At 63.9% G+C, this 20,972-nt stretch carries 15 protein-coding genes and 2 pseudogenes; 16 read left to right on the forward strand and 1 reads right to left on the reverse strand.

The features are described from left to right. Positions 1-73: 73 nt before the first annotated feature. Positions 74-1,531, reverse strand: coding sequence for a M81 family metallopeptidase (locus tag FPZ08_RS20680; protein ID WP_146292453.1), 1,458 nt, complete (start codon positions 1,529-1,531; stop codon positions 74-76). Positions 1,532-1,724: 193 nt separating this feature from the next. Here FPZ08_RS20680 and FPZ08_RS20685 point away from each other — a divergent pair, with 193 nt between their 5' ends. The 16 genes and pseudogenes from FPZ08_RS20685 to FPZ08_RS20760 all read left to right on the forward strand — a co-directional run bounded on the left by FPZ08_RS20685 (position 1,725) and on the right by FPZ08_RS20760 (position 20,956). Next, entirely contained in the window at positions 1,725-2,108 is a 384-nt protein-coding gene (locus FPZ08_RS20685; protein WP_146292455.1) for a RidA family protein, read from the forward strand. A 150-nt stretch (positions 2,109-2,258) separates the two neighbouring features. Further along, positions 2,259-3,041, forward strand: coding sequence for an SDR family oxidoreductase (locus FPZ08_RS20690; RefSeq protein WP_146292457.1), 783 nt, complete (start codon positions 2,259-2,261; stop codon positions 3,039-3,041). Further along, positions 3,038-4,099 (forward strand): D-TA family PLP-dependent enzyme, encoded by a 1,062-nt coding sequence (locus tag FPZ08_RS20695; RefSeq protein WP_146292459.1) that lies wholly within the window; start codon positions 3,038-3,040, stop codon positions 4,097-4,099. The genes FPZ08_RS20690 and FPZ08_RS20695 overlap by 4 nt, the downstream gene beginning before the upstream one ends. A gap of 266 nt (positions 4,100-4,365) precedes the next feature. Further along, positions 4,366-5,373, forward strand: a complete 1,008-nt coding sequence (locus tag FPZ08_RS20700; RefSeq protein ID WP_186767112.1) for a LacI family DNA-binding transcriptional regulator — start codon at positions 4,366-4,368, stop codon at positions 5,371-5,373. 165 nt (positions 5,374-5,538) lie between these two features. After that, complete coding sequence (locus tag FPZ08_RS20705) at positions 5,539-7,215, forward strand: ABC transporter substrate-binding protein (protein WP_146292463.1); 1,677 nt, start codon at positions 5,539-5,541, stop codon at positions 7,213-7,215. 227 nt (positions 7,216-7,442) lie between these two features. After that, positions 7,443-8,414 (forward strand): ABC transporter permease, encoded by a 972-nt coding sequence (locus FPZ08_RS20710; protein ID WP_146292465.1) that lies wholly within the window; start codon positions 7,443-7,445, stop codon positions 8,412-8,414. A 194-nt stretch (positions 8,415-8,608) separates the two neighbouring features. Further along, the gene (locus FPZ08_RS20715; protein WP_246132941.1) at positions 8,609-9,466 is read left to right on the forward strand and encodes an ABC transporter permease; all 858 of its coding nucleotides are present in this window, start codon (positions 8,609-8,611) and stop codon (positions 9,464-9,466) included. After that, positions 9,456-10,427 (forward strand): ABC transporter ATP-binding protein, encoded by a 972-nt coding sequence (locus tag FPZ08_RS20720; RefSeq protein ID WP_146292467.1) that lies wholly within the window; start codon positions 9,456-9,458, stop codon positions 10,425-10,427. The genes FPZ08_RS20715 and FPZ08_RS20720 overlap by 11 nt, the downstream gene beginning before the upstream one ends. Then, on the forward strand, positions 10,409-11,419 hold the full coding sequence (locus tag FPZ08_RS20725; RefSeq protein WP_146292469.1) for an ABC transporter ATP-binding protein: 1,011 nt from the start codon (positions 10,409-10,411) through the stop codon (positions 11,417-11,419). Before FPZ08_RS20720 ends, FPZ08_RS20725 begins: the two co-directional genes overlap by 19 nt. A gap of 154 nt (positions 11,420-11,573) precedes the next feature. After that, positions 11,574-12,122, forward strand: a complete 549-nt coding sequence (locus FPZ08_RS20730; protein WP_146292471.1) for a DNA-3-methyladenine glycosylase — start codon at positions 11,574-11,576, stop codon at positions 12,120-12,122. Positions 12,123-12,329: 207 nt separating this feature from the next. Next, positions 12,330-12,647 (forward strand): plasmid stabilization protein, encoded by a 318-nt coding sequence (locus tag FPZ08_RS20735; RefSeq protein ID WP_146292473.1) that lies wholly within the window; start codon positions 12,330-12,332, stop codon positions 12,645-12,647. 111 nt (positions 12,648-12,758) lie between these two features. Next, positions 12,759-14,591 (forward strand): DNA helicase RecQ, encoded by a 1,833-nt coding sequence (gene recQ / locus FPZ08_RS20740; protein WP_146293377.1) that lies wholly within the window; start codon positions 12,759-12,761, stop codon positions 14,589-14,591. Positions 14,592-14,733: 142 nt separating this feature from the next. Beyond that, a pseudogene (locus FPZ08_RS20745) lies at positions 14,734-15,414 on the forward strand (heparan-alpha-glucosaminide N-acetyltransferase); the annotation flags it as partial. A 468-nt stretch (positions 15,415-15,882) separates the two neighbouring features. Then, a complete protein-coding gene (locus FPZ08_RS20750) occupies positions 15,883-17,739 on the forward strand; it encodes an ABC transporter ATP-binding protein (RefSeq protein ID WP_146292477.1) in 1,857 nt (618 codons plus the stop codon). Further along, positions 17,736-19,635 (forward strand): annotated as a pseudogene (locus FPZ08_RS20755) (ABC transporter ATP-binding protein). The gene FPZ08_RS20750 and the pseudogene FPZ08_RS20755 overlap by 4 nt, the downstream one beginning before the upstream one ends. Before the next feature lie 583 nt (positions 19,636-20,218). Then, positions 20,219-20,956 carry a sulfite exporter TauE/SafE family protein gene (locus tag FPZ08_RS20760; protein ID WP_146292479.1) on the forward strand — a complete coding sequence of 246 codons (738 nt, stop codon included), beginning with the start codon at positions 20,219-20,221 and terminating at the stop codon, positions 20,954-20,956. The last annotated feature ends 16 nt before the right edge of the window (positions 20,957-20,972 follow it).

A 20,972-nucleotide genomic window follows, 5' to 3' on the forward strand; every position in this document is an offset into this window, starting at 1 on the left:
GTATACATGGCCGCCGCATTCACGCGTCACGCGCGTCGATGCTAACAGTCTGCTAACCAATTCGACCCGTCTGCTACGCCCAGGGATCGTCCACCATCGGCCAGATATTTCGCCGCGCTTTGCGGTAAGGCGTCGTCGCCGGCGTATTGGGATAGGGCTTCCCCGCCGCGCAATAGACGATCTCCGCCGCGATCCTGCTGAAGCTGTCATAGAAGTGGTTGGTCGATTTGATCAGCAGGATTTTCCGCTCTGTCGGCTCTATCCCCATCACCGAAAACAGACTCGGATCAAAGCTCTGCGCCCGTGTCGAATTGAGGATCACGTCGATCCCGTCAAAGCTGATCCATGCCGCATCCCCGAACGGCGCAAAGCTCTCCCCGAACCGCATTTCTGCATTCTGCACCAGGCGTTTGACCGTCACGACCTTGTCGATCGGATTGCCCGTATCGGGCGCCGATTTGGCCCCGAACCGCAGCGGAATTTCCGCGCCTTCCCCAGCCGCGAAACAGATCTGCACCGCGATCGGGTCCCAGATCGTGCCCACCGCGACATCACTTATCCCCCGCCCGATCAGCTCGCTTAGAATGACCGTCGCATCGCCCGCCGTGCCGCCACCGGGATTGTCCCACACATCGGCGATCACGACCGGTCCCTTGGGCGCCGCTACGGCCGCATCCACCGCGACCCTTTCGTCCACCTGGCGCACCATGAAAGTGCCGCGCATGGAGAACAATTCCCGCCCCAGCTCTTCCGCCAGCCCGGCGCCCTTCGACTTATCCCCGTCGGTCACGGCAATGACTTTCGTGCCCATTTCCGGCACATCCCCGGCCATGAAGCCATGGATGACCGACAGGCTCAGCACATCAGGTTCTGACTTTTCCAGCTTATACAGCTTATCCACGAAGCCCCGCATCGGCTGCTTGCTGGTGGGAAACACGTCGATCATCCGGCAGTCGAACACGCTCATCACAGGGGTGACCTCACCCTTTAGCGTCCGTACCGCAATGGCCCACAGGTCCCGCGCCCGGTCGACAAAGTCGATATGCGGGAACTCCTTGAAAACAACGAAGAAATTGGCTGCTGCCACCCGCTTTTCCGTCAAATGGCTATGCGGATCGAGTTCGGCGCAGACCAGCACATCCGGTCCCACAATCGCCCGCACCCGGCTCAGCAGGTCCCCTTCCGGGTCGTCATAGCCCTGCGCCACCATGGCGCCATGCAGCCCCAGCACCACGCCATCGACCGGCATAGCCGCTTGCAACTGCTCAAGAATTTCGTCACGCAGCTCCTCATAGGTCGCCCGCGCCACCAGCCCCGCGGGATCGGCCCAACTGGCACTGCCCTCGATCAGCTCCCAGCCTTCCCGCGCGCAGACCTCGCGCCCCACCGTGATCGGCGCCGTGCACAGCGTCGGCGTCGCCGGATGCTCGCCCGGCCCCGCATAGAGCGACGCCTCGAAGGCCCGCTTGTCGATCGCTATCGGCGAGAATGTATTGGTTTCAGTGGCCAGGGCGGCAGTGAACAGGCGCAAGGCGAACTCGCATTGTCAGCATGGGACAGCGGGCAGGGAAGGGTGCCCATAGATCAGGCTAGCACAGGCCATGCCGGGCAATCACGTAAGAAATTTACATTTGTGACGGCAAATAGCGGAGGAAATCCCGGTTTGTCCTCGCTATGATCCAAAATTACGAAATTGGCTTTCATAAATTACCGAGGAGGGTCCTATGCCGATCAAACGTTATGGTGCCGAAAAGTCGGGCGCCGGTGGCCAGAACCTGCCCTTCGCCCGCGCCGTCGAAGCCGGCGGCTGGCTCCATGTCTCCGGGCAGGTCGCCATGAAGGACGGCGAGATCGTCCATGGCGGCATTGTCGAGCAGACCCACCTCACCATCCAGAACGTCATCGCCATCCTTACCGAGGCCGGCTACGGTCTCGAACACGTCGTCCGCTGCGGCGTCTGGCTTGACGATCCCAGGGATTTCTGGAGCTTCAACGCCGTCTACAAAAGCTATTTCGGCGACCACCCGCCCGCCCGCGCCTGCGTCCAGAGCCACATGATGGTCGACTGCAAGGTCGAAATCGACTGCGTGGCGTATAAGGGGCCGTAACAGGCATCGTACGCGCGGCCACACCCCACCCTTGATCCCTCCCCATCGAGGGGAGGGAGACGACTGATAGTCCGGTGGAACTCGATCAAGCTTCCCTCCCCCTTGTGGGGAGGGAGTGAGGGTGGGGGTAGGGGAGCCAGAGGATTGTAAATGACTGAACCAAATTCCCCCTTCCGCCTCGATGGCAAGACCGTCCTCATCTCGGGCGCCGGTGGCGGCATAGGTCAGTCGCTGGTCAAGACCTTCCGCGAGGCCGGGGCCAGCGTCATCGGTGCCGACCGCGAAGCCGCCATGCTGGACGGACTCGATCTTGCCGGCTCCGTGCTCTTCGATCAGGCCGACCCCAAAGCCACCCGCGCCGCCATCACGGCTTATCTGGCCACCCACGGCGCTCCCGACGCCGTCGTCTCCAATGCCGGCTTCACCCGCGCCGAGCACTTCGGCCAGGTCGATGACGATGTCTGGGCCTCCGAACTGGCAATCAACCTCAATGGCGCCTATGCCATGACCGACCCGATCGTGTCAGCCATGGCCGCGCGGGGCAGGGGGAACCTGGTGTTCATCTCCTCGGTCAATGCCCTGGCCCATTTCGGCAATCCGGCCTATTCCGCCGCCAAGGCAGGGCTGGTGGCCTATGCCAAGGCCATTGCAGTCGAGCGCGGCGCCGAGAGCATCCGTGCCAATGTCATCTGCCCCGGCTCCGTCCGCACCCCGGCCTGGGATCATCGGCTGGCGGCCGATCCGACCCTGCTCGACAATGTTCTCCCCCACTATCCATTGGGGCGTATGGTACTGCCGTCGGAGGTCGCCAATGCGGCTCTGTTCTACTGTTCCGATGCGGCCTCGGGCATAACGGGCACGGTGCTGCCGGTCGATGCCGGCCTGACAGCAGGCAATCTGCGTTTCGTCGATGAAGTATTGAGGGGCAAATGACCGATATCAACGAACTCGATACCCCCGCCGTCCTGATTGATCTCGACCGCGTCGAGGCCAATCTCAGCCGCGTGCAGGCCTATGCCGATAGCCACGGCCTGAAACTCCGCCCCCATATCAAGACCCACAAGCTGCCCCGCTTCGCCAAGCGCGCCATCGCGCTAGGCGCCGTCGGCATTACCGTGCAGAAGCTGGGCGAGGCCGAAGTCTTCGCCGATGCCGGCATCAGCGACATCTTTCTGCCCTACAACATCATTGGACCCGCCAAGCTGGCCCGCCTCAAGGCCCTGCACGGCCGTATCCGCATCGCCGTCACGACCGACAGTGCCGAAACCGTCGAGGGCCTCTCGCGCACCTTCGCGGGCTCCGCTACACCGCTCACCGTGCTGGTCGAATGCGATACCGGCATGGGTCGCTGCGGCGTGCAGAGCCCCGCCGCCGCTGTCGCTCTGGCTGAAAAAATCGCCAATTCCCCCGGCCTCGCCTTTGGCGGCTTGATGACCTATCCCGCTGCCGGCCAGGTAGAAGCCAACGCCGCCTGGCTCGCCGCCGCCAAACAGGCCCTGACCGAGGCCGGCCTGCCGCCATCAGTGGTCTCCAATGGCGGCACGCCCGATATGTGGCGCGCCCACGAGGTCGCCGCGGCCACCGAGCACCGCCCCGGCACCTATATCTATATGGACCGCTCCCAGGTCGCCCGCGGCGCCGGCACATTCGACGATTGCGCCCTCACCGTCCTCGCCACCGTGGTCAGCCGCCCCACCGAGGATCGCGCCATCGTCGATGCGGGCTCCAAGGCGTTGACCAGCGACCTGCTCGGCATGACCGGCTTCGGCCTCATCCTCGCCTATCCCGAAGCGGTCATCACAGGCCTCAGTGAAGAGCACGGCACCATCGACCTCTCCGCCTGCGCCTCCAAGCCGAAGATCGGCGACAAACTCCGCATCATCCCCAACCACGCCTGCGTGGTCTCGAACCTGTTCGATCGGGTGACGCTGATCTCCGGGGAGCGGGTGGTCGAGACGGTCGCGGTGGATGCGCGGGGCAGGGTGGATTGAAAACTTATCCCCAAAACTAATACCACCTTATAACCACTTGCCCCAATTTCTAATACCTATTGCGGCCGGTCTCATACTTTCGTCTTAGCCAAAACCGCTTTTGCCCTAGCCACTTAGCCGCCGCCAAAGCCGCGCCGAGCCACACTTTCGCACAGCCGATCAAAATTCGCGCTGGCTGCAAGTGGTCTTCTTGACTCTCTCCCGCAAACGATTTCACCATGTGGGATCGGTCCCACAAGAGGACCGGCGGAGGAGAACGGGACGGCATGGCGACCATCGATGATGTGTCGAAACGGGCGGGTGTATCCCGCTCCACCGTGTCCCGGGTCGTGGCCGATAACGGCTATGTCTCGGAGGAAAAACGTCGCGCCATCCAGAAGGCCATTGCCGAACTCGGCTATCGCCCGAACACCCTGGCCCAGGCGCTACGCTCCAACCGCTCCAACATGATCGGCGCCGTGGTGGTTGATGTGGGCACGCCCTATTTCGCCAACATGGTCTATGGCCTGCAGCGCGCCACCCGCAAGGCCGGCAAGGCGCTCATGGTCTCCTCCGGCTACGCCGATCAGGACGAGGAGGCCCGCGCCATTATCGAGCTGGTCGATCGCTCCTGCGACGGCATCCTGCTCTATCTCGAACGCCCCCTGCGCCCCGACGTGGTCGAGATCATCCGCGCCGCCCATATTCCGGTCGTCATGATCGGCCGTATGGGCAGCGAGGTCGCCCGCGGCTCGGTGCAGCTCGACAATTTCGGCGGGGCCCGCGACGCCGTCAATTTCCTGCTCGAACAGGGCCACCGCAGAATTGTCCACCTCTCCGGCCAGCCCGATTTCGGCGATACCGTCGCTCGCCTCGAAGGCATCGCCGCCGCACTGGCCACCCACGGCATGTCCATGGCCGATATCCGCGTCGTCAACGGCGAGTTCAGCCAGGAATTCGGCTATTCCGCCACCATGGCCCTGCTCGACGAACAACACGATTTCACCGCCATCTTCGCCGGCGACGACGACATGGCCGCCGGTGTCTTGCTGGCCTTGCGCCACGCCGGCAAGTCGGTGCCATCGGATGTCTCGGTCATCGGCTTCGACGATACGTTTCACGCGCGCCATCTCTGGCCGCCGCTCACCACCATCAGGCAGCCGGTCGACGAGATCGGGGAAACCGCCGCTTCCCTGCTGCTGCAATTGCTGGGCGAGCCGGGTTCGGTGGCGCTGCAGAACATTATCGGGACCTCGCTCGTCGTGCGCGACAGCGTCGGTCCCGCCAGGCTTTAGCAAAGGGAGGCGAGGGAGGAGGGACGGCAGTCTCGCGCCGGTGAAGGAGCACCAGCGGTAGGGACGAACAGCTTGGCCACCGGCGCTGCCGCGGCCGCAACAGGGAAACTATGGGATCGATCTCACAGGAAAATGTGAAACGGCCCGCCAACAGGAGGAAAGACCTTGCATAAGATCGGACTATTGACCGTGCTGGCCGGCGTCTTGCTGACCACCAGCGCCATCGTGCCGGCCGTCGGGCAGGAAGAGGTGATTTTGCGCCTTCTGCCCTATCACACCGATGCCATGGTGGAGAATTTCAACCCCAACAATCCCACCGGCCCGCAGCAGCGCACCCGCGACTTCACCTATGAGCCGCTCTGGATCGAGAATGTCTGGAACCCCGATGCCGACGTGCCCGGTCTGGCCATGTCCTACGACATTGCCGAGGACCTCAAGAGTGTCACCTGGCATCTGCGCCCCGACACCAAATGGAGCGATGGCGAAGCCTTCACCGCCGATGACGTGGTGTTCACCTTCGAATACGCCAAGGCCCACCCCGATTACCCGATGGGCATCGACGTCTACAGCGCCGAAGCCGGCACGGGTAATGTCGAAAGCGCCGAAAAGATCGACGACCTGACCGTTCGCTTCAACCTGCATGAACCCGATTCCCTGGCCCGCTACGGCTTGGGCCAGATCTACCCGCTGCCCGAGCATATCTGGAGCACGGTGGACGATCCCAAGAACTTCGCCAATACCACCCCGGTCGCCACCGGCCCCTGGACCGAAGTGCGCAATTTCTCGCGCAGCGGCTACGAAATCTGCCGCAATGAGCTCAGCCACTACAATGCCGACAACAAGATCGATTGCCTGAGCTTCCCGCAGATGAACGGCAACGAGCAGACCGTCGCGGCCCTCTCGGCCGGCGATCTCGACTGGCTCGGCGATGGCCTCACCGACCCGGACATCACCTTCCTGCCGCAGTCCGAATTCAACAATTACTGGCTGCCTGCCGGCTCCGACGTGAACCTGCAGCTCAACACCACCAAAGCGCCCTTCGACAATCTCGAATTCCGCAAGGCCATGTCGGTCGCCATCGATCGCGATACCCTGGTCGATATCTCCACCTTCGGCCTCACCACGCATACCCGCTTCCCCATCGGCACCGGTGAAATGTTCAACACCTGGTACGACGAAGCCGCGCTCGAGCCATATGAGTGGCTGATGCAGTACACCCCGGAAAAGGCCATCGAAATCCTCGATGCCGCCGGCTTTGTCGATGCCGATGGCGACGGCTGGCGCGACAATCTCGACGGCACGCCGATCCAGTTCGGCATCGCCATGCCGTCGGGCTGGACCGACTGGGTCAATACCGGCCAGACCGTGGCCGAGAACCTGCAGGATGTCGGCATCAATGCCAGCCTCAAGACCATGGACGAGGGCGCCTGGTTCGATGCCGTGCCGCAGGGCAATTTCGACGTCTACGTCATGTGGACCAATGGCGGGGCGACCCCGTTCAGCCAGTATCAGCCCATGTTCAATCCGCGCCAGATGGTGCCCGGCCAGATCGACTTCCAGGCCATGCACCAGATGCAGATCCCAGAAATCGAAGACGCGCTGACCGCCTTCAAGAGCACGTCGGATCGCGATGCGCAGCTCGCCGATATGGGCAAGGTGCACAAGCTCGTGGCCGAGAATGTGCCGGTCATCTCGCTCTTCGCCAACCCGATCTGGTACGAATATTCCACCCGTCGCTTCACCGGCTGGGTAACCAAGGACGATCCGCGCTACCGCCCGCAGGTGCATGATGGCACCCGCGAACGCGTGCTGCACGCTCTCTCGCTGCAGCCCATCGAGTAACCTCCCCGCGACAACCGGCGGACCCTGCCACTCTGGGCCCGCCGGTTATTTCTTCTCTGGATTGTGGCTCATTCTCGCCACGTCCACCGGACGGCACCTCCCCCTCGATGGGGGAGGTTGGGAGGGGTGGCGGTTGGCCCCGATATCCGGGCCAAACACCCCCTTGATCCCTCCCCGCGAGGAGGAGGGTGTCGACTGAGAAATACTGCCCAAGGAAAGGAGACCAGATGATATTCCTGCTCCGCCGTCTGGCCTTTTACATCGGCGCCTTCTTCCTGGCGGTCACCTTCAATTTCTTCATCCCGCGGCTGATGCCCGGTGATCCGTCGGCGCGCATCATCGCTTCCTTCCAGGGCCGCCTCAACGAGTCCCAGGTCGAGGCCATCCGCAAGTCCTATGGCCTCACCGGCTCCCTGTGGGAGCAATATCTCACCTATTTCGGGTCCATCATGCGGCTCGATTTCGGCATCTCCACGGTGCAGTTCCCCGAGCCCACCGCCTCGCTGCTCTTTTATGGCGCCACCTGGACGCTGGTCCTGGTCGGCCTCGCCATCTTCTTTGCCTTCGTCATCGGCAGCTTCATGGGCATTCACGCCGCCTGGCATCGCGGCGGATTCTTCGACAGTTTCTTCACGCCCATCAACGTGATGCTGAACGCCTTCACCCCGGCCATCGTGGCCCTGCTGCTCTTCTATGCCTTCTCCCTGCAATTGCAGTGGTTCCCGCTGGGCCGGGCGCATAGCACATCCATCTCGCCGGCTTTGTCCTTCGAATTCATCGGCAACGTGCTCTACCACGCCACATTGCCGGTCCTCTCCATCTTCCTGGTCAGCTTCGGCGGCTGGCACCTGGGCATGCGCAATGTGATGATCAACCTGCTCAATGAGGATTTCGTCATCCTCGCCAAGGCCAAGGGGCTCTCCGACCGCCGCGTGCGCTACCGCTATGTGGCGCGCAACGCCATCCTGCCGCAGATCACCGCCTTGGCCCTCTCCATCGGCTTCCTGCTCGGCGGTGCGCTGGTGACCGAGCAGGTGTTCAACTATCCGGGCCTGGGCAAGTTCACCTTCACCGCCATCGGCTCCCGCGATTACTCCTTCATTCAGGGACAACTGCTCCTGCTCACCGCCTCGGTGCTGGTCGCGAACCTCTTGTCCGACATCGCCAATGTCATCCTCGATCCACGCCTGCGAACCTGAGAGAGGTCCGACAGATGAGTGAACTCACCCAAACGCCGGCTTTGTCGCAACCCCTGCGCGCCGAAAGCGCCGCCTACGGCTTCCACCCGCCCAGCCAGGCCGAACTGATGGCCGAACTCGGCCTCAAGTCGCGCCCCGGCTGGACCAGCCGCCTGCCGTCCGGCCTTGCCGCCTTCGTCACCAATGGCAAGGGCATGGTCGGCGTCATCATCCTGCTGGCGCTGATCCTCACGGCCCTGTTCGCCCCGCTGCTGACCAGCTACGATCCCAATCGCCGCGCCGGCAAACCCCATGTCCAGCCCGGCTATGAGCATGTCCTGGGCACCACCCGCATGGGCAAGGATGTCTTCACCCAGCTCGTTTATGGCGGCCGTGTCAGCCTGGCCGTCGGCATGGGCGCCGGCCTCGCCGCCGCCATGATCGGCCTGGCTCTGGGCATTTCCGCCGGCTATTTCGGCGGCCGCACCGACGACATCATCACCTTCTTCGTCAATGTGGTTCTGGTCCTGCCCGGCCTGCCACTCATCATTGTCATCGCGACAATGGTCGAAACCGCCGGCCCCATGGTCATCGGCCTTGTCCTCGCGCTGACGGGCTGGGGCTGGGCCGCCCGCACCATCCGCACGCAGACGCTCGCCCTCCGCGCCCGCGAATTCGTGCTCTCCGCCGAGCTGATGGGCGAAAAGAAGTGGCGCATCATCCTCATCGAGATTTTCCCCAATATGCTCAGCTTCGTCATGGGCGGCCTGGTGCTGGGCACTATTGCCGCCATCCTGGCCGAAGCGGCGCTCGAATTCATCGGCCTGGGCGATCCCAACGCCGTCACCTGGGGCACCATGCTCTATTGGGGCCAGAAAAACCTGGCTCTGCAAAGCGGCGCCTGGTGGGAAATCTGGCCACCCTGCATCGCCATCATGCTGACCGGCGCGGCTTTGGTGCTGATCAATTTCGCGGTGGACGAAATCACCAATCCCCAGCTCAAGGCCAGCCGCAAGATCGGCAGGATAAGGCGCTTCCTCAGCCGCCGCGGGAGGAGCGCCGATGTCTTCTGACCGCGTCCTGCTCGAAGTCCGCAACCTCACGGTGGATTATGTCGGCGATACCTCCATCGCCCGCGCCGTCAACGGCATCGACTTCGACATCCGCGAGGGCGAAGCCTTCGGCCTGGCCGGGGAAAGCGGCTGCGGCAAATCCACCGTCGCCTTCGCCCTGGCCCGGCTGACCCGCCTGCCGGGCCTGGTCTCGGGTGGTTCGGTCCGCTTCCAGGGCGAGGAAGTCCTGAGCTTCGAAAAGGCCCGCCTCAAGGCCTACCGCTGGCGCGAGGTCAGCTTCGTTTTCCAGTCCGCCATGAATGCGCTCAATCCGGTGATCCCGGTTTCCGAGCAGATCATGGACGTCATCGAAACCCACAATCCCGAACTGGGCGAAAAGGGCGCCCGCGCCCGGGCCGTCGAAATGTTCGAGCTGGTCGGCATCCCGCCCCAGCGGCTCGATGATTTCCCGCATCAATTCTCCGGCGGCATGCGCCAGCGCATCTGCATCGCCATCGCCCTGGCGCTCAATCCGCGCCTCATCATCATGGATGAGCCGACCACCGCGCTCGACGTCGTGGTGCAGCGAGACATCATCGAGCAGATCGTTGAACTCAAATCCCGCCTCGGCTTCTCCGTCCTGTTCATCACCCACGACCTGGGCCTGATGATCGAATTCTGCGACCGCATCGGCGTTATGTATTCCGGCGAACTGGTAGAAGTGGCGCCCGCAAGTTCCATCCTCACCAACCCGCAACACCCCTATACCCGCGCCCTCGGCAGCAGCTTCCCGCCGCTATCAGGCCCGCGCCAGCGGCTCGAAGGCATTGCCGGCTCACCGCCCGATTTGCGGGCTCTGCCGCAAGGCTGCCGCTTCTCGCCCCGCTGCCCCCACGCCATGGCGCTCTGTTCCCAGACCGCCCCCGAACTGCGCTTCTACCCCGAGCATGAAAGCGAGGCGGCATGTCACTTGCTGAACTAGAACGCACTGGCGCCACCGTCATTACCGGCCGCACCGTCGTCGAGATGGACAGCGTCGACAAGGACTTCGTCCTCGGTGGCACCTTCTTCAACCAGACAGTATTGCGCGCGCTGTCCGGCGTGTCGCTCAAGCTGGTCAGCGGCCGCGCTTTGGCCTTGGTGGGGGAATCGGGTTCCGGCAAATCCACCTGCGCCCGCATGCTGGCCCGCGTCTACCAGCCCACCCGCGGCACCATCACTTTCGAAGGCGAGGACGTCACCAAATTCACCGGCAAGCGGCTGGCGCAATATCGCGCCGACGTGCAGATGGTGTTCCAGGACCCGTTCGGTTCGCTCAACCCCACTCAGTCCATCGGCTACCACCTCGAGCGCCCGCTGCGCCTTCATCGCCCCGACCTGTCAGGAAAAGCCGTGCAGCAGGAAATGCTGGCTCTGCTCGATCGCGTCGGCCTGCGCCCCGCCGCCGACTATCTCAAGCGCCGCCCGCACGAACTCTCCGGCGGCCAGCGCCAGCGAGTCGCCATCGCCCGGGCTCTGTCTGTGCAACCCGTCGTGCTGCTGGCCGACGAGCCCACCTCCATGCTCGACGTTTCGGTGCGCCTGGGCATTCTCAACCTGCTCGAAGACATGAAGGTGCAGCGCCAGCTCGCCGCCCTCTACATCACCCACGACATCGCCACCGCCCGCTATTTCGCCGAAGACACCGCCGTGCTCTATGCCGGCCATCTGGTGGAGCAGGGCCCGAGCGAAGAAATCACCGAACGCCCCCAGCACCCCTATACGCAGCTGCTGATCGAAGCCGTACCCAATCCCGCCCGCAAGATATCGCCCACTCGCACCCGCCGCGCGGTGGATATCCCCCTCTGGACGGCACAAAGCAAAGGCTGCCCCTTCGTCTCCCGCTGCCCCCGCGTCACCGCCATCTGCAAGGAAACCATGCCAACCCCCACGCCGGTTGGGCCGGCCCATATGGTGCGGTGCCATCATATTTGAGGTAGTGCCACGCCCTCGTGGTTCGAGGCTCGCGAAGAGCTCGCACCTCACCATGAGGGCTACTCTTGGTGCGGTGTTCCAGTAGCCCTCATGGTGAGGCGGGAGCGTAGCGACCCTCGAACCACGAGGGCGTGGCGTGGTAGATGTCCGACTCATGATCCCACCCACCTTCTTCGCCCGCCCCGCCACCGAAGTCGCCCGCGACCTCATCGGCACAACCCTCTTGGTCGATGGCGTTGGCGGCCCCCTGGTCGAGGTGGAAGCCTACGACCAGTCCGACCCGGCCTCGCACAGCTTCAATGGCCCAACCCCGCGCAACGCCGCCATGTTCGGCCCGCCGGGCCATGCCTATGTCTACAAGATCTACGGCATCCATTGGTGCCTCAACTTCGTCTGCCAGCCGGGCAGCGCCGTGCTGATCCGCGCGCTCGAACCCCAGCATGGCCTGTTCCAGATGCAGGAGCGTCGCGGTGGCCTTGCCGACCGCCAGCTCTGCTCCGGCCCGGGCAAGCTCTGCCAGGCTTTGGGCATCACCATCGCCCACAATGCCCTGCCGCTCGATGCCGCCCCCTTCAACCTGTTGCCCGCCGATGTCAGCCACGACATCGCCACCGGCCCGCGCATCGGCATCACCAAGGGCGTCGAAACCCCCTGGCGCTTTGTCCGCCGCGGCTCCCCGTTCCTCAGCAAGCCGCTGAAATAGCAGCCATCTCGCCGTTCGGCCGCCCAACGTGAAGGAACCAAACCCCGCCCCAAGGGATTGGCCCATGAAGAGGCCGGCCCGCGTCAACCGGACATGGTGGTATAGGGAACGGACCGGTTTTTCCGGTTTCCCGGTCCGGCCAACGAAATGGCAGCCGAGCCCTTGTCCCACCCGCGCCGGCCTCGTCCGCATTCAAAGGAGATGGCCATGCCCCAGGGTGACAAATCCGCCTATACCGACAAGCAGAAGCGCAAGGCCGAGCATATCGAGCAAGGCTACGAAGACCGTGGCATATCCCACGACGAAGCCGAACGCCGCGCCTGGGCCACCGTCAACAAGGACGATGGCGGCGGCAACAAATCCGGTTCCGGCCGCGGCAAGGAAACCGGCAATCCCGCCGCGCACAAGGGTGGCAGGAAAGGCGGCGAGGCATCTGCCAGCCGCTCCGCCGCCGAACGCTCCGCCTCAGCCAAGAAGGCCGCCGCCACCCGCAAGCGCAATGCCGAGCACCACGCGCATCACTGAGCACCGGGCGGCGAGATCGCCGGTGGATAGCGCTGGCTCGTGATTTCTGCCGCCTTGCGGCTCACCCCGCCCCTGTGATCCAAGGGCGGGGTGAGCACTGTTGAATCGAGCATGGATCTGTTCGGGGCGGGGCCGCGGGCAATCCCGCGCGACCCTCTTGCCGTGTTGCGCGACGTGTTCGGGCACAAGAGCTTCCGCGGCCAGCAGCATGATGTGGTCGATCATGTGGTGGGTGGTGGCGACGCCGTCGTGCTGTTCCCCACCGGGTCAGGCAAGTCGATGTGCTATCAGATCCCCGCCATCTGCCGGCCGGGCGTGGGCATTGTCATTTCCCCGCTCATCGCGCTGATGCGCGACCAGGTCGAAGCGCTGAAGCAGGCCGGCGTTGCCGCTGCGGCGCTCAATTCCTCGCTCTCTTCGGAAGAATCGGCGGATGTCCGCCGCAAGCTGCGCAATGGCCAGCTCGACCTGCTCTATGTCGCGCCCGAACGGGTGGCGACGCCCGGCTTCGCCAATATGCTCTCGGGCATCGATATCGCGCTTTTCGCCATCGACGAGGCGCATTGCGTGAGCCAGTGGGGCCACGATTTCCGCCCCGAATATCGCGAGCTGATCCATCTGGTCGAGCTCTTCCCCGGCGTGCCGCGCGTCGCGCTGACCGCCACGGCCGACCCGACCACGCGCGAAGATATTATCGAGCGGCTCGGCCTCGAACAGGCGCAGGTCTTCACCACAAGTTTCGACCGCCCCAACATTTCCTATTCCATCGTCGAGCGCGACAAGGCCCGCGACCAGTTGCTGGCCTTCCTTGCCGCCCACAAGGGCAGCTCGGGCATCGTCTATTGCCTCTCCCGCGCCAAGGTCGAGGACACGGCCGACTGGCTGTCCGGCAAGGGCATTCCCGCTTTGCCCTATCATGCCGGCCTGTCTGCAGAGCGCCGCAGCGCCAATCAGGATACTTTCCTCAAGGAGGAGAACATCTGCATGGTCGCCACGGTGGCCTTCGGCATGGGCATCGACAAGCCCGATGTGCGCTATGTCGCCCATATGGACCTGCCGGCCTCCATCGAGGCCTATTATCAGGAAACCGGTCGCGCCGGCCGCGATGGCCAGCCCGCCGACGCCTGGATGAGCTATGGCATGGCCGATGTGGTGCAGCGCCGCCGCATGATCGACGAGGGCAATGCCCCCGACGAGGTCAAGCGCCTCGAACACGGCAAACTCAATGCCCTGCTCGGCGTCTGCGAAACCGCCGAATGCCGCCGCAAGGCCATTCTCGGTCATTTCGGCGAAGCCCATGAAGGCAATTGCGGCAATTGCGACACCTGTCGCTCCCCGGTCGAAACCTGGGACGGCACCGAAGCCGCCATCAAGGCTTTGGCCGCGATCTATCGCACCGGCATGCGCTTCGGCGCCGCCCATGTCATCGACGTGCTGATGGGCAAGGAAACCGAAAAGGTCACCCGCTTCGGCCACCAGCACCAGAAAGTGTTCGGGCAGGGCGCCGATCTCGATCCCAAGGTCTGGCAGTCGGTCATCCGCCAGCTCACCGCCATGGGCCTGATCGTGGTCGATCACGCCAATCACGGCGCATTGACGCTGAGCGAAGGCGCGCATGCCGTCTTCAAGCACGAGCGCACGGTTACCCTGCGCAAGGACCGGCCCAAGAAATCGGTCGAGGTCCGGCGCCAACTGGCCCGCGCCGCCACCGTGCCCGAGCATGCTCTGCCGCTGTTCGAAGCCCTGCGCGAAGAACGCACCCGCATCGCCAAGGCTCAGGGTGTGCCGCCCTATGTCATCTTCCACGACACCACCTTGCGCGCCATGGCCCTGGCACGCCCGGTGCACCCCCACGACATGCTCAACCTGCCCGGTGTCGGCCAGGCCAAGCTCGACAGATATGGCGAGGACTTCTTGGCCGTGGTGAAACGGATGGTCTCGTGAAGAAGCCCCCCTCATCCGTCTCGGCTGCGCCGAGCCACCTTCTCCCACGAGGGGAGAAGGGTGCTGACTGCGAACTCTCGGCTCAATCCCCTTCTCCCCTCGTGGGAGAAGGTGCCCGAAGGGCGGATGAGGGGGTCTTTCTTTGACAGCAGCAGTCAAATCCCCCCGCTTCGCCATCGTAGACATCGCCCGCGGTGTGGCCATCATCGCCATGGTCGCCTACCACTTCTGCTGGGACCTGAGCTATTTCCGCTTCATCGCAGCGGATGTCGGCTATGACCCGCAATGGGTGTTCATCGCCCGCTCCATTCTCGCGGTTTTCCTGTTCCTTGTCGGCGTCGGCCTGGTGCTCGGCCATGGCAACGGTATCCGCTGGCGCAGCTTCTGGCGGCGCTGGCTCTTCGTGGTCGCCGGCGCGCTGATCATCACCGTTGCCACATATTTCGTCTTCCCGCAGAGCTTCGTCTATTTCGGCGTGCTGCATGCCATCGCGCTGTTCAGCCTCATGGGCCTTGCCTTCGTGCTGGCCCCACTCTGGCTGCCCATCGTGGTCGCCGCGACAGTCATCGCCCTGCCATTCTTCCATTCCGATCCGCTGTTCAACCAGAAAGCCTGGTCCTGGCTCGGCTTCTGGCAGGTGCCGCCGCCGACCAATGATCTCGTGCCGGTCTTCCCCTGGTTCGGCGCGGTACTGCTGGGCATCATCGCCACCCGCCTCGTCCTGGCTTCGAACCTCTCCGCCCGCCTCGCCGCCATTGCGCCATCGGGCCGCCTGCCGCGTCTGTTGGCCTTTCTCGGCCGCTGGAGCCTGCTGATCTACCTCATCCACCAGCCCATCCTGCTCGGCCTTGTCTATCCCGCCGCTTCAATCCTGCAGCCCCAGGTCGCCATGCGCGACACCGATTTCCTGCGCTCCTGCCAGAGCACCTGCGAGGCGGGCGGCACCTCGGCGGCCATGTGCGTCACCTATTGCCAATGCGGGCTCGAACAGGTCGAGGCCAACGATTTGTGGAATGCCATCGAGACCGGCATGGTCACAGCGGCCGAACAGGAATTGCTCGATGCGCAGAACCGGCAATGCTCCGCGGTGATCTATCCGGAGCTCAATTCGGCGCAATAAGGCCCTCGGACGCATTGGAACGTTAATATTTGCGTCCTTTTGCGCAAAATCGATCTTGAATGGCAGCGCGAATGAGCGTTCATTGATCACTGCGAGTTGATTTGTCCGAGCTTCGGCTAAGGTTGGCTCCCGCCGTTCGGACCCCACACATATTGAAGTCTGGATACTTCCTTGACCACCGACAAGGCTGGCCGCGTCCATTCACGCGGCGATGCTCGGGCTCACGTGGCCGCCGCTCACGCCGGCAAGGGGCGTGGGCCGCTGACGCGGATTGCCCTCTATTCCCTCCGCCACCCCTGGCAGGCGACCGCTGCGATCGGCGCCACGATCATCGCCTCGGTGCTGCAATTGCTGATCCCGCGGCTTTTGGGCCACGCGGTCGATCAGGCCCAGGACATTCTCGGCAGTGGCATGGAAGGCGCCGAACAGGCTCTGTTCTGGAGCGCCATGACCCTGCTCGGCGTCTCGGTGGCGCGCGGCTTCTTCACCCTGGTGCAGAACTATTATTCGGAATCGGTGGGCCACCATGTCGGCTACGAGCTGCGGCTGGCCTTCTACGACAAGGTGCAGCGCCTCTCCTATTCCTACCATGACAAGGTCCATAGCGGCGACCTGATCACCCTGGGTCTGCTCGATCTCGATGGCGTGCGCATGTTCTTCTCCACCGGCCTGGTCCGCACGGTCCTGCTGGCCGTGCTGATCGGGGTCGGCGCCTATATGCTGCTGACCACCGATGTCCTGCTGGGCCTGCTGGCACTGAGCTTCGTGCCTTTCGTCGCCTGGCGCTCCTCGGTGGCGCAACTGACCCTGCGCGCCACCTGGCTGGTGCTGCAGAAAAAGCTCTCCGCCCTGAGCCGCGTCATGGAGGAAAATCTGGGCGGCATCCGCGTGGTGCGCGCCTTTGCCGGGCAGGAATTCGAGCTTGCCAAGTTCGATGTGGCCAGCAAGGAAGCGCTGGAACTGTCGCATCAGCGCGTCCATGTGCGCGTGCGCAATACCAGCGCCATGACCTTCTCCTTCTTCGCCGCCATGGGCCTGGTGCTCTGGTTCGGTGGCAACAAGGTCATTGCGGGCGAAATGAGCGTCGGCACGCTCGCCAGCTTCCTCACCTTCATGACCATTCTGCAGATGCCGGTGCGCCAGCTCGGCCTCATGGTCAATTCCTTCGCCCGCGCCTCCACCTGCGGCGAGCGCTTCTACGCCTTCCTCGACGCGCCCCTGGCCATCGAGGATGCGCCGGGCGTGCCCGATCTCAAGGTCACCGAAGGCACTTTGCGCTTCGAAGATGTCCACTTCACCTATGAGGGCGCCACCCATCCCACGCTCAATGGCGTGAGCTTTACGGCCCGCGCCGGCCAGACCATCGGCATTGTCGGCGCCCCCGGCAGCGGCAAGTCCACCCTCGCCCACCTCATTCCCCGCTTCTACGACGTGTCGGGCGGCCGCATCACCATCGACGGGCAGGATGTGAGCGAGGTCTCTCTGCAATCGCTCCGCCGTGCCGTTGCCGTGGTGCAGCAGGACAGCTTCCTCTTCACCACCACCATCGAAAACAACATCGCCTATGGCGATCCCTGGTCCAAGGAAACCAAGATCGAAAAGGCCGCCGAAAGCGCGCAATTGCACAGCTACATCATGGGCCTGCCCGCAGGCTACGATACCGTGGTCGGCGAGCGCGGCGTGTCGCTGTCCGGCGGCCAGCGCCAGCGCCTCTCCATCGCGCGGACCCTGGTGCTCAAGCCCGCCGTCATGGTGTTCGACGATTCCACCGCCGCCATCGATGCGGGCACCGAGCACCGCATTCGCAGCGCCATCCGCCGCTACGCCAAGGACCGGGTGACCCTGGTCATCAGCCACCGTCTCAGCTCGCTCCTCCACGCCGATACCATCCTCTTCCTCGAAGATGGCCGGATCGTCGAGCAGGGCAGCCACGATGAATTGCTGGCCCAGGGCGGGCGCTACCGCGCGCTCTACGACCTGCAGACCCGCCCCACTGAAGATATCGAGATCGGGAGCGCCGCCCAATGAGCGCCGTAGGAGAAGACGACCGCGAAGTCGCCGCCTTTCCGGGCCAGCGTCCGCCGCGCGCCAGCGTCGGCAGCCACCGCATCGAAGAGGAAATCTTCGGCAAGGCCTATGACCCCCATACGGTGCGCCGCATCTGGGCCTTCGTGCGCCCCTATCGCAAAAGCATCTACCTGTCGGTCGCTGCCGTTCTGGTCTTCACCGCCAGCCAGCTCGCCATTCCGCTGATCATCGGCCGCGCCATCGATAGCGGCATGACCGAGGGTGGCAATTCGACCAACCTGGCCTGGGCCGTCGCCGCTTTCGCCGTCGCGGTCCTCGTCAACTATGCCGCCTCCTGGATTCAGGGAAAGCCAGGTGGGGCAGGTGGCCGAGAATGTGCTGTTCGACATGCGCCGCGCCATGTTCGCCCAGCTCCAGCGCGTCTCGCTCAGCTTCATGGACAAGACCGAGGTCGGCCGGCTGATGAGCCGCCTGCAGGGCGACGTCAATTCCATGCAGGAATTCCTCGAAACCTCGGTGATTTCGGTCGGCGACATGGTGCTGCTGGCCGGCATCGTCTTCGTGCTGCTCTCGCTCGATTTCCGCCTCGGCCTGCTGACCCTTTCCACCATGCCGGTGCTGTTCATCGTGCGCATCTTCTGGCTGCCCCCGGCCAAGCGCGCCTTCTGGGCGGCGCATGAGACCAATTCGATCACCGCCGGCGCCATGGCCGAAGGCATCAATGGCGTGCGCACCGTGCAGAACCTCGATCGCCAGAAGGTCAATTTCGACCTCTATGACGACAAGGCCTACAACAACCTGCAGACCCAGCTCACCGGCTCGCGCTATGCCCAGGTCATGGTGCCGATCGTCGACACCCTCACCGGCATCGCCATGGCCATTGTGGTGGTCGTGGGTGGCTCGCTGGTGCTCAATGGCGGCCTCGAGATCGGCGTCATCGTGACGTTCATCTTCTACATCCAGCGCTTCTTCGACCCGATCCGCTCGCTGACCATGCAATATTCCATCATGCAGCGTGCCATGACCTCGGGCCGCCGCATCACCGAAGTGCTCGATATCCCGGCCTCGATCACCGACAAGCCCGATGCCGTCAAGCTGACCCGCGATATGGACGGTTCGGTCGAGTTCAAGGATGTGGTCTTCGGCTATGCCGCCGATCGCCCCGTGCTGCGCAACGTCAGCTTCAAGGTCAATCCCGGCGAAACCGTCGCCCTGGTCGGGCCCACCGGCTCGGGCAAGACCTCGGCCATGTCGCTGGTCCACCGCTTCTACGAAGTCCAGTCCGGCGCGGTCCTGGTCGGCGGCCACGACGTGCGCGACGTCACCCAGGAAAGCCTGGGCGAACAGGTCGCCATGGTGCTGCAGGAACCGTTCCTCTTCACCGGCACGGTCTTCGACAACATTCGCTACAACAAAGCCTCGGCCACAAGAGAAGACGTCATCGCAGCGGCCAAGGCCGTCGGCGCGCATGATTTCATCACCCGCCTCCCCGGCGGCTATGACGGCATGCTGGAACAACGCGGCTCCAACCTCTCCCTCGGCCAGCGCCAATTGCTGAGCTTCGCCCGCGCCCTGGTCGCCGATGCCAATATCCTCGTGCTTGACGAGGCCACCGCCAATATCGACAGCTACACCGAACGCCAGATCCAGAAGGCCTTGCTGACGCTGCTCGAAGGCCGCACCGGCATGGTCATCGCCCACCGCCTCGCCACGATCCGCGGCGCCGACCGCATCATCGTGCTGCAGAATGGCGAACTGATCGAAACCGGCAACCACGACCAGCTCATGGAAAAAGGCGGCCTCTACGCCAAGCTCTACAACATGAACTACGCCAGCTTCGACGACATCCCCGACGAACTGGTGGCGCAGGTGAACGCCAAGGCCGCGAATACGTGATTTGTCTTCCCACACCCCCGATGTCATCCCGGCCTTGAGCCGGGATCCATCCCGAGATCACACCACAGCCGCAAGGTGCGTCGTCCGACTCACGTACGAGCCCACCACCTCAGGGTGGATCCCGGCTCAAGGCCGGGATGACACCGCGCATGAGGAAAGCGTGGTGCCCACTTATCCATCTTATCCCCCTCGCCAAAACCGCGCGTATCATCCTCCCCATCTTCCGGGATACGGGCGGCGCTGCAGCGACGGGCGTCCGGAGGCCAGCCGGGGGAGTGGAGGTCGCGCTCCGCTCCGGGTCGAGCGGACGAGGCGTTTGGGCGGGGTGCTACGGCTAACCGCTAGGGTCTGCGATCGCGCCGTCCGAGCAAGTCCCGGCATCCCGAGGCGGCTTCCGTCTCATTTTTAATTTACCAGAGGCGAAAGCCGTCTCGGGATCCGCACGTCCGCGGCCGCACTTGCGGTCCGCATCCGACAACCGCATTGCAGGCGGCGCTTGCGCATGGGCACCCCCTCTTGCCGCATCCGTCATGGCGCAGCCCCGCCGATAGGCGCATGACACCGCCATGTTGGGGAAAGTCACATGAGTCTTCTGATTGCCGCCGCCCTCCTGCTGGTGGTGTTCTTGACCTCCATGCTGTCGGGGATTTTCGGCATGGCGGGCGGTCTCGTCCTGCTGGGCATCCTGCTCTTCATGCTGCCTGTTGGCACCGCCATTGCCGTGCAAGGCGCCATCCAGCTCGTCGCCAATGGCTCGCGCGCCTGGTTCTCCCGCGCCTTCATCGATTGGCGCGTGCTCGCCATCATGACCGCGGGCCTCGTCACCGCCGGCATCCTGCTCTTCATCCTGCGCTATGTGCCGGACCTCGCAACCGTCTGCATCGTCATCGGCCTGCTGCCGATTCTCCTCTGGATTCCCCAATCCTGGCTGTCGCTCGATGCCAGCAAGCCGCATCACGCCTTCATCTGCGGTTTCATGGGCGGCGGCATCAATCTGGCGGTGGGCGTGGCCGGCCCCACCATCGACATGTTCTTCATCCGCACGCCCATGGATCGGCGCACAATTATCGCCACCAAGGCGGCGGCCCAGGTGGTCAACCACGCCGGCAAGATCGCCTTCTACTGGAGTGCGACCATGGTGCTGACCGGCTGGGAATGGGGCGCCGTCGCGCTGGCCGCCCCCTTCGCTATAGCAGGCACCAGCGCCGGCTATTGGGTGCTGCAGCGCCTCACCGATGCCAATTTCAAATCCTGGACGCGCCTGCTGGTCACGGCCATCGGTATTTACTACCTGATCCGCGGCATCTTCTTGCTGATCTGACGCCGATGAGTATGGT

The sequence above is a fragment of the Devosia ginsengisoli genome (assembly GCF_007859655.1).
In the GTDB taxonomy this organism is placed as follows: domain Bacteria; phylum Pseudomonadota; class Alphaproteobacteria; order Rhizobiales; family Devosiaceae; genus Devosia; species Devosia ginsengisoli.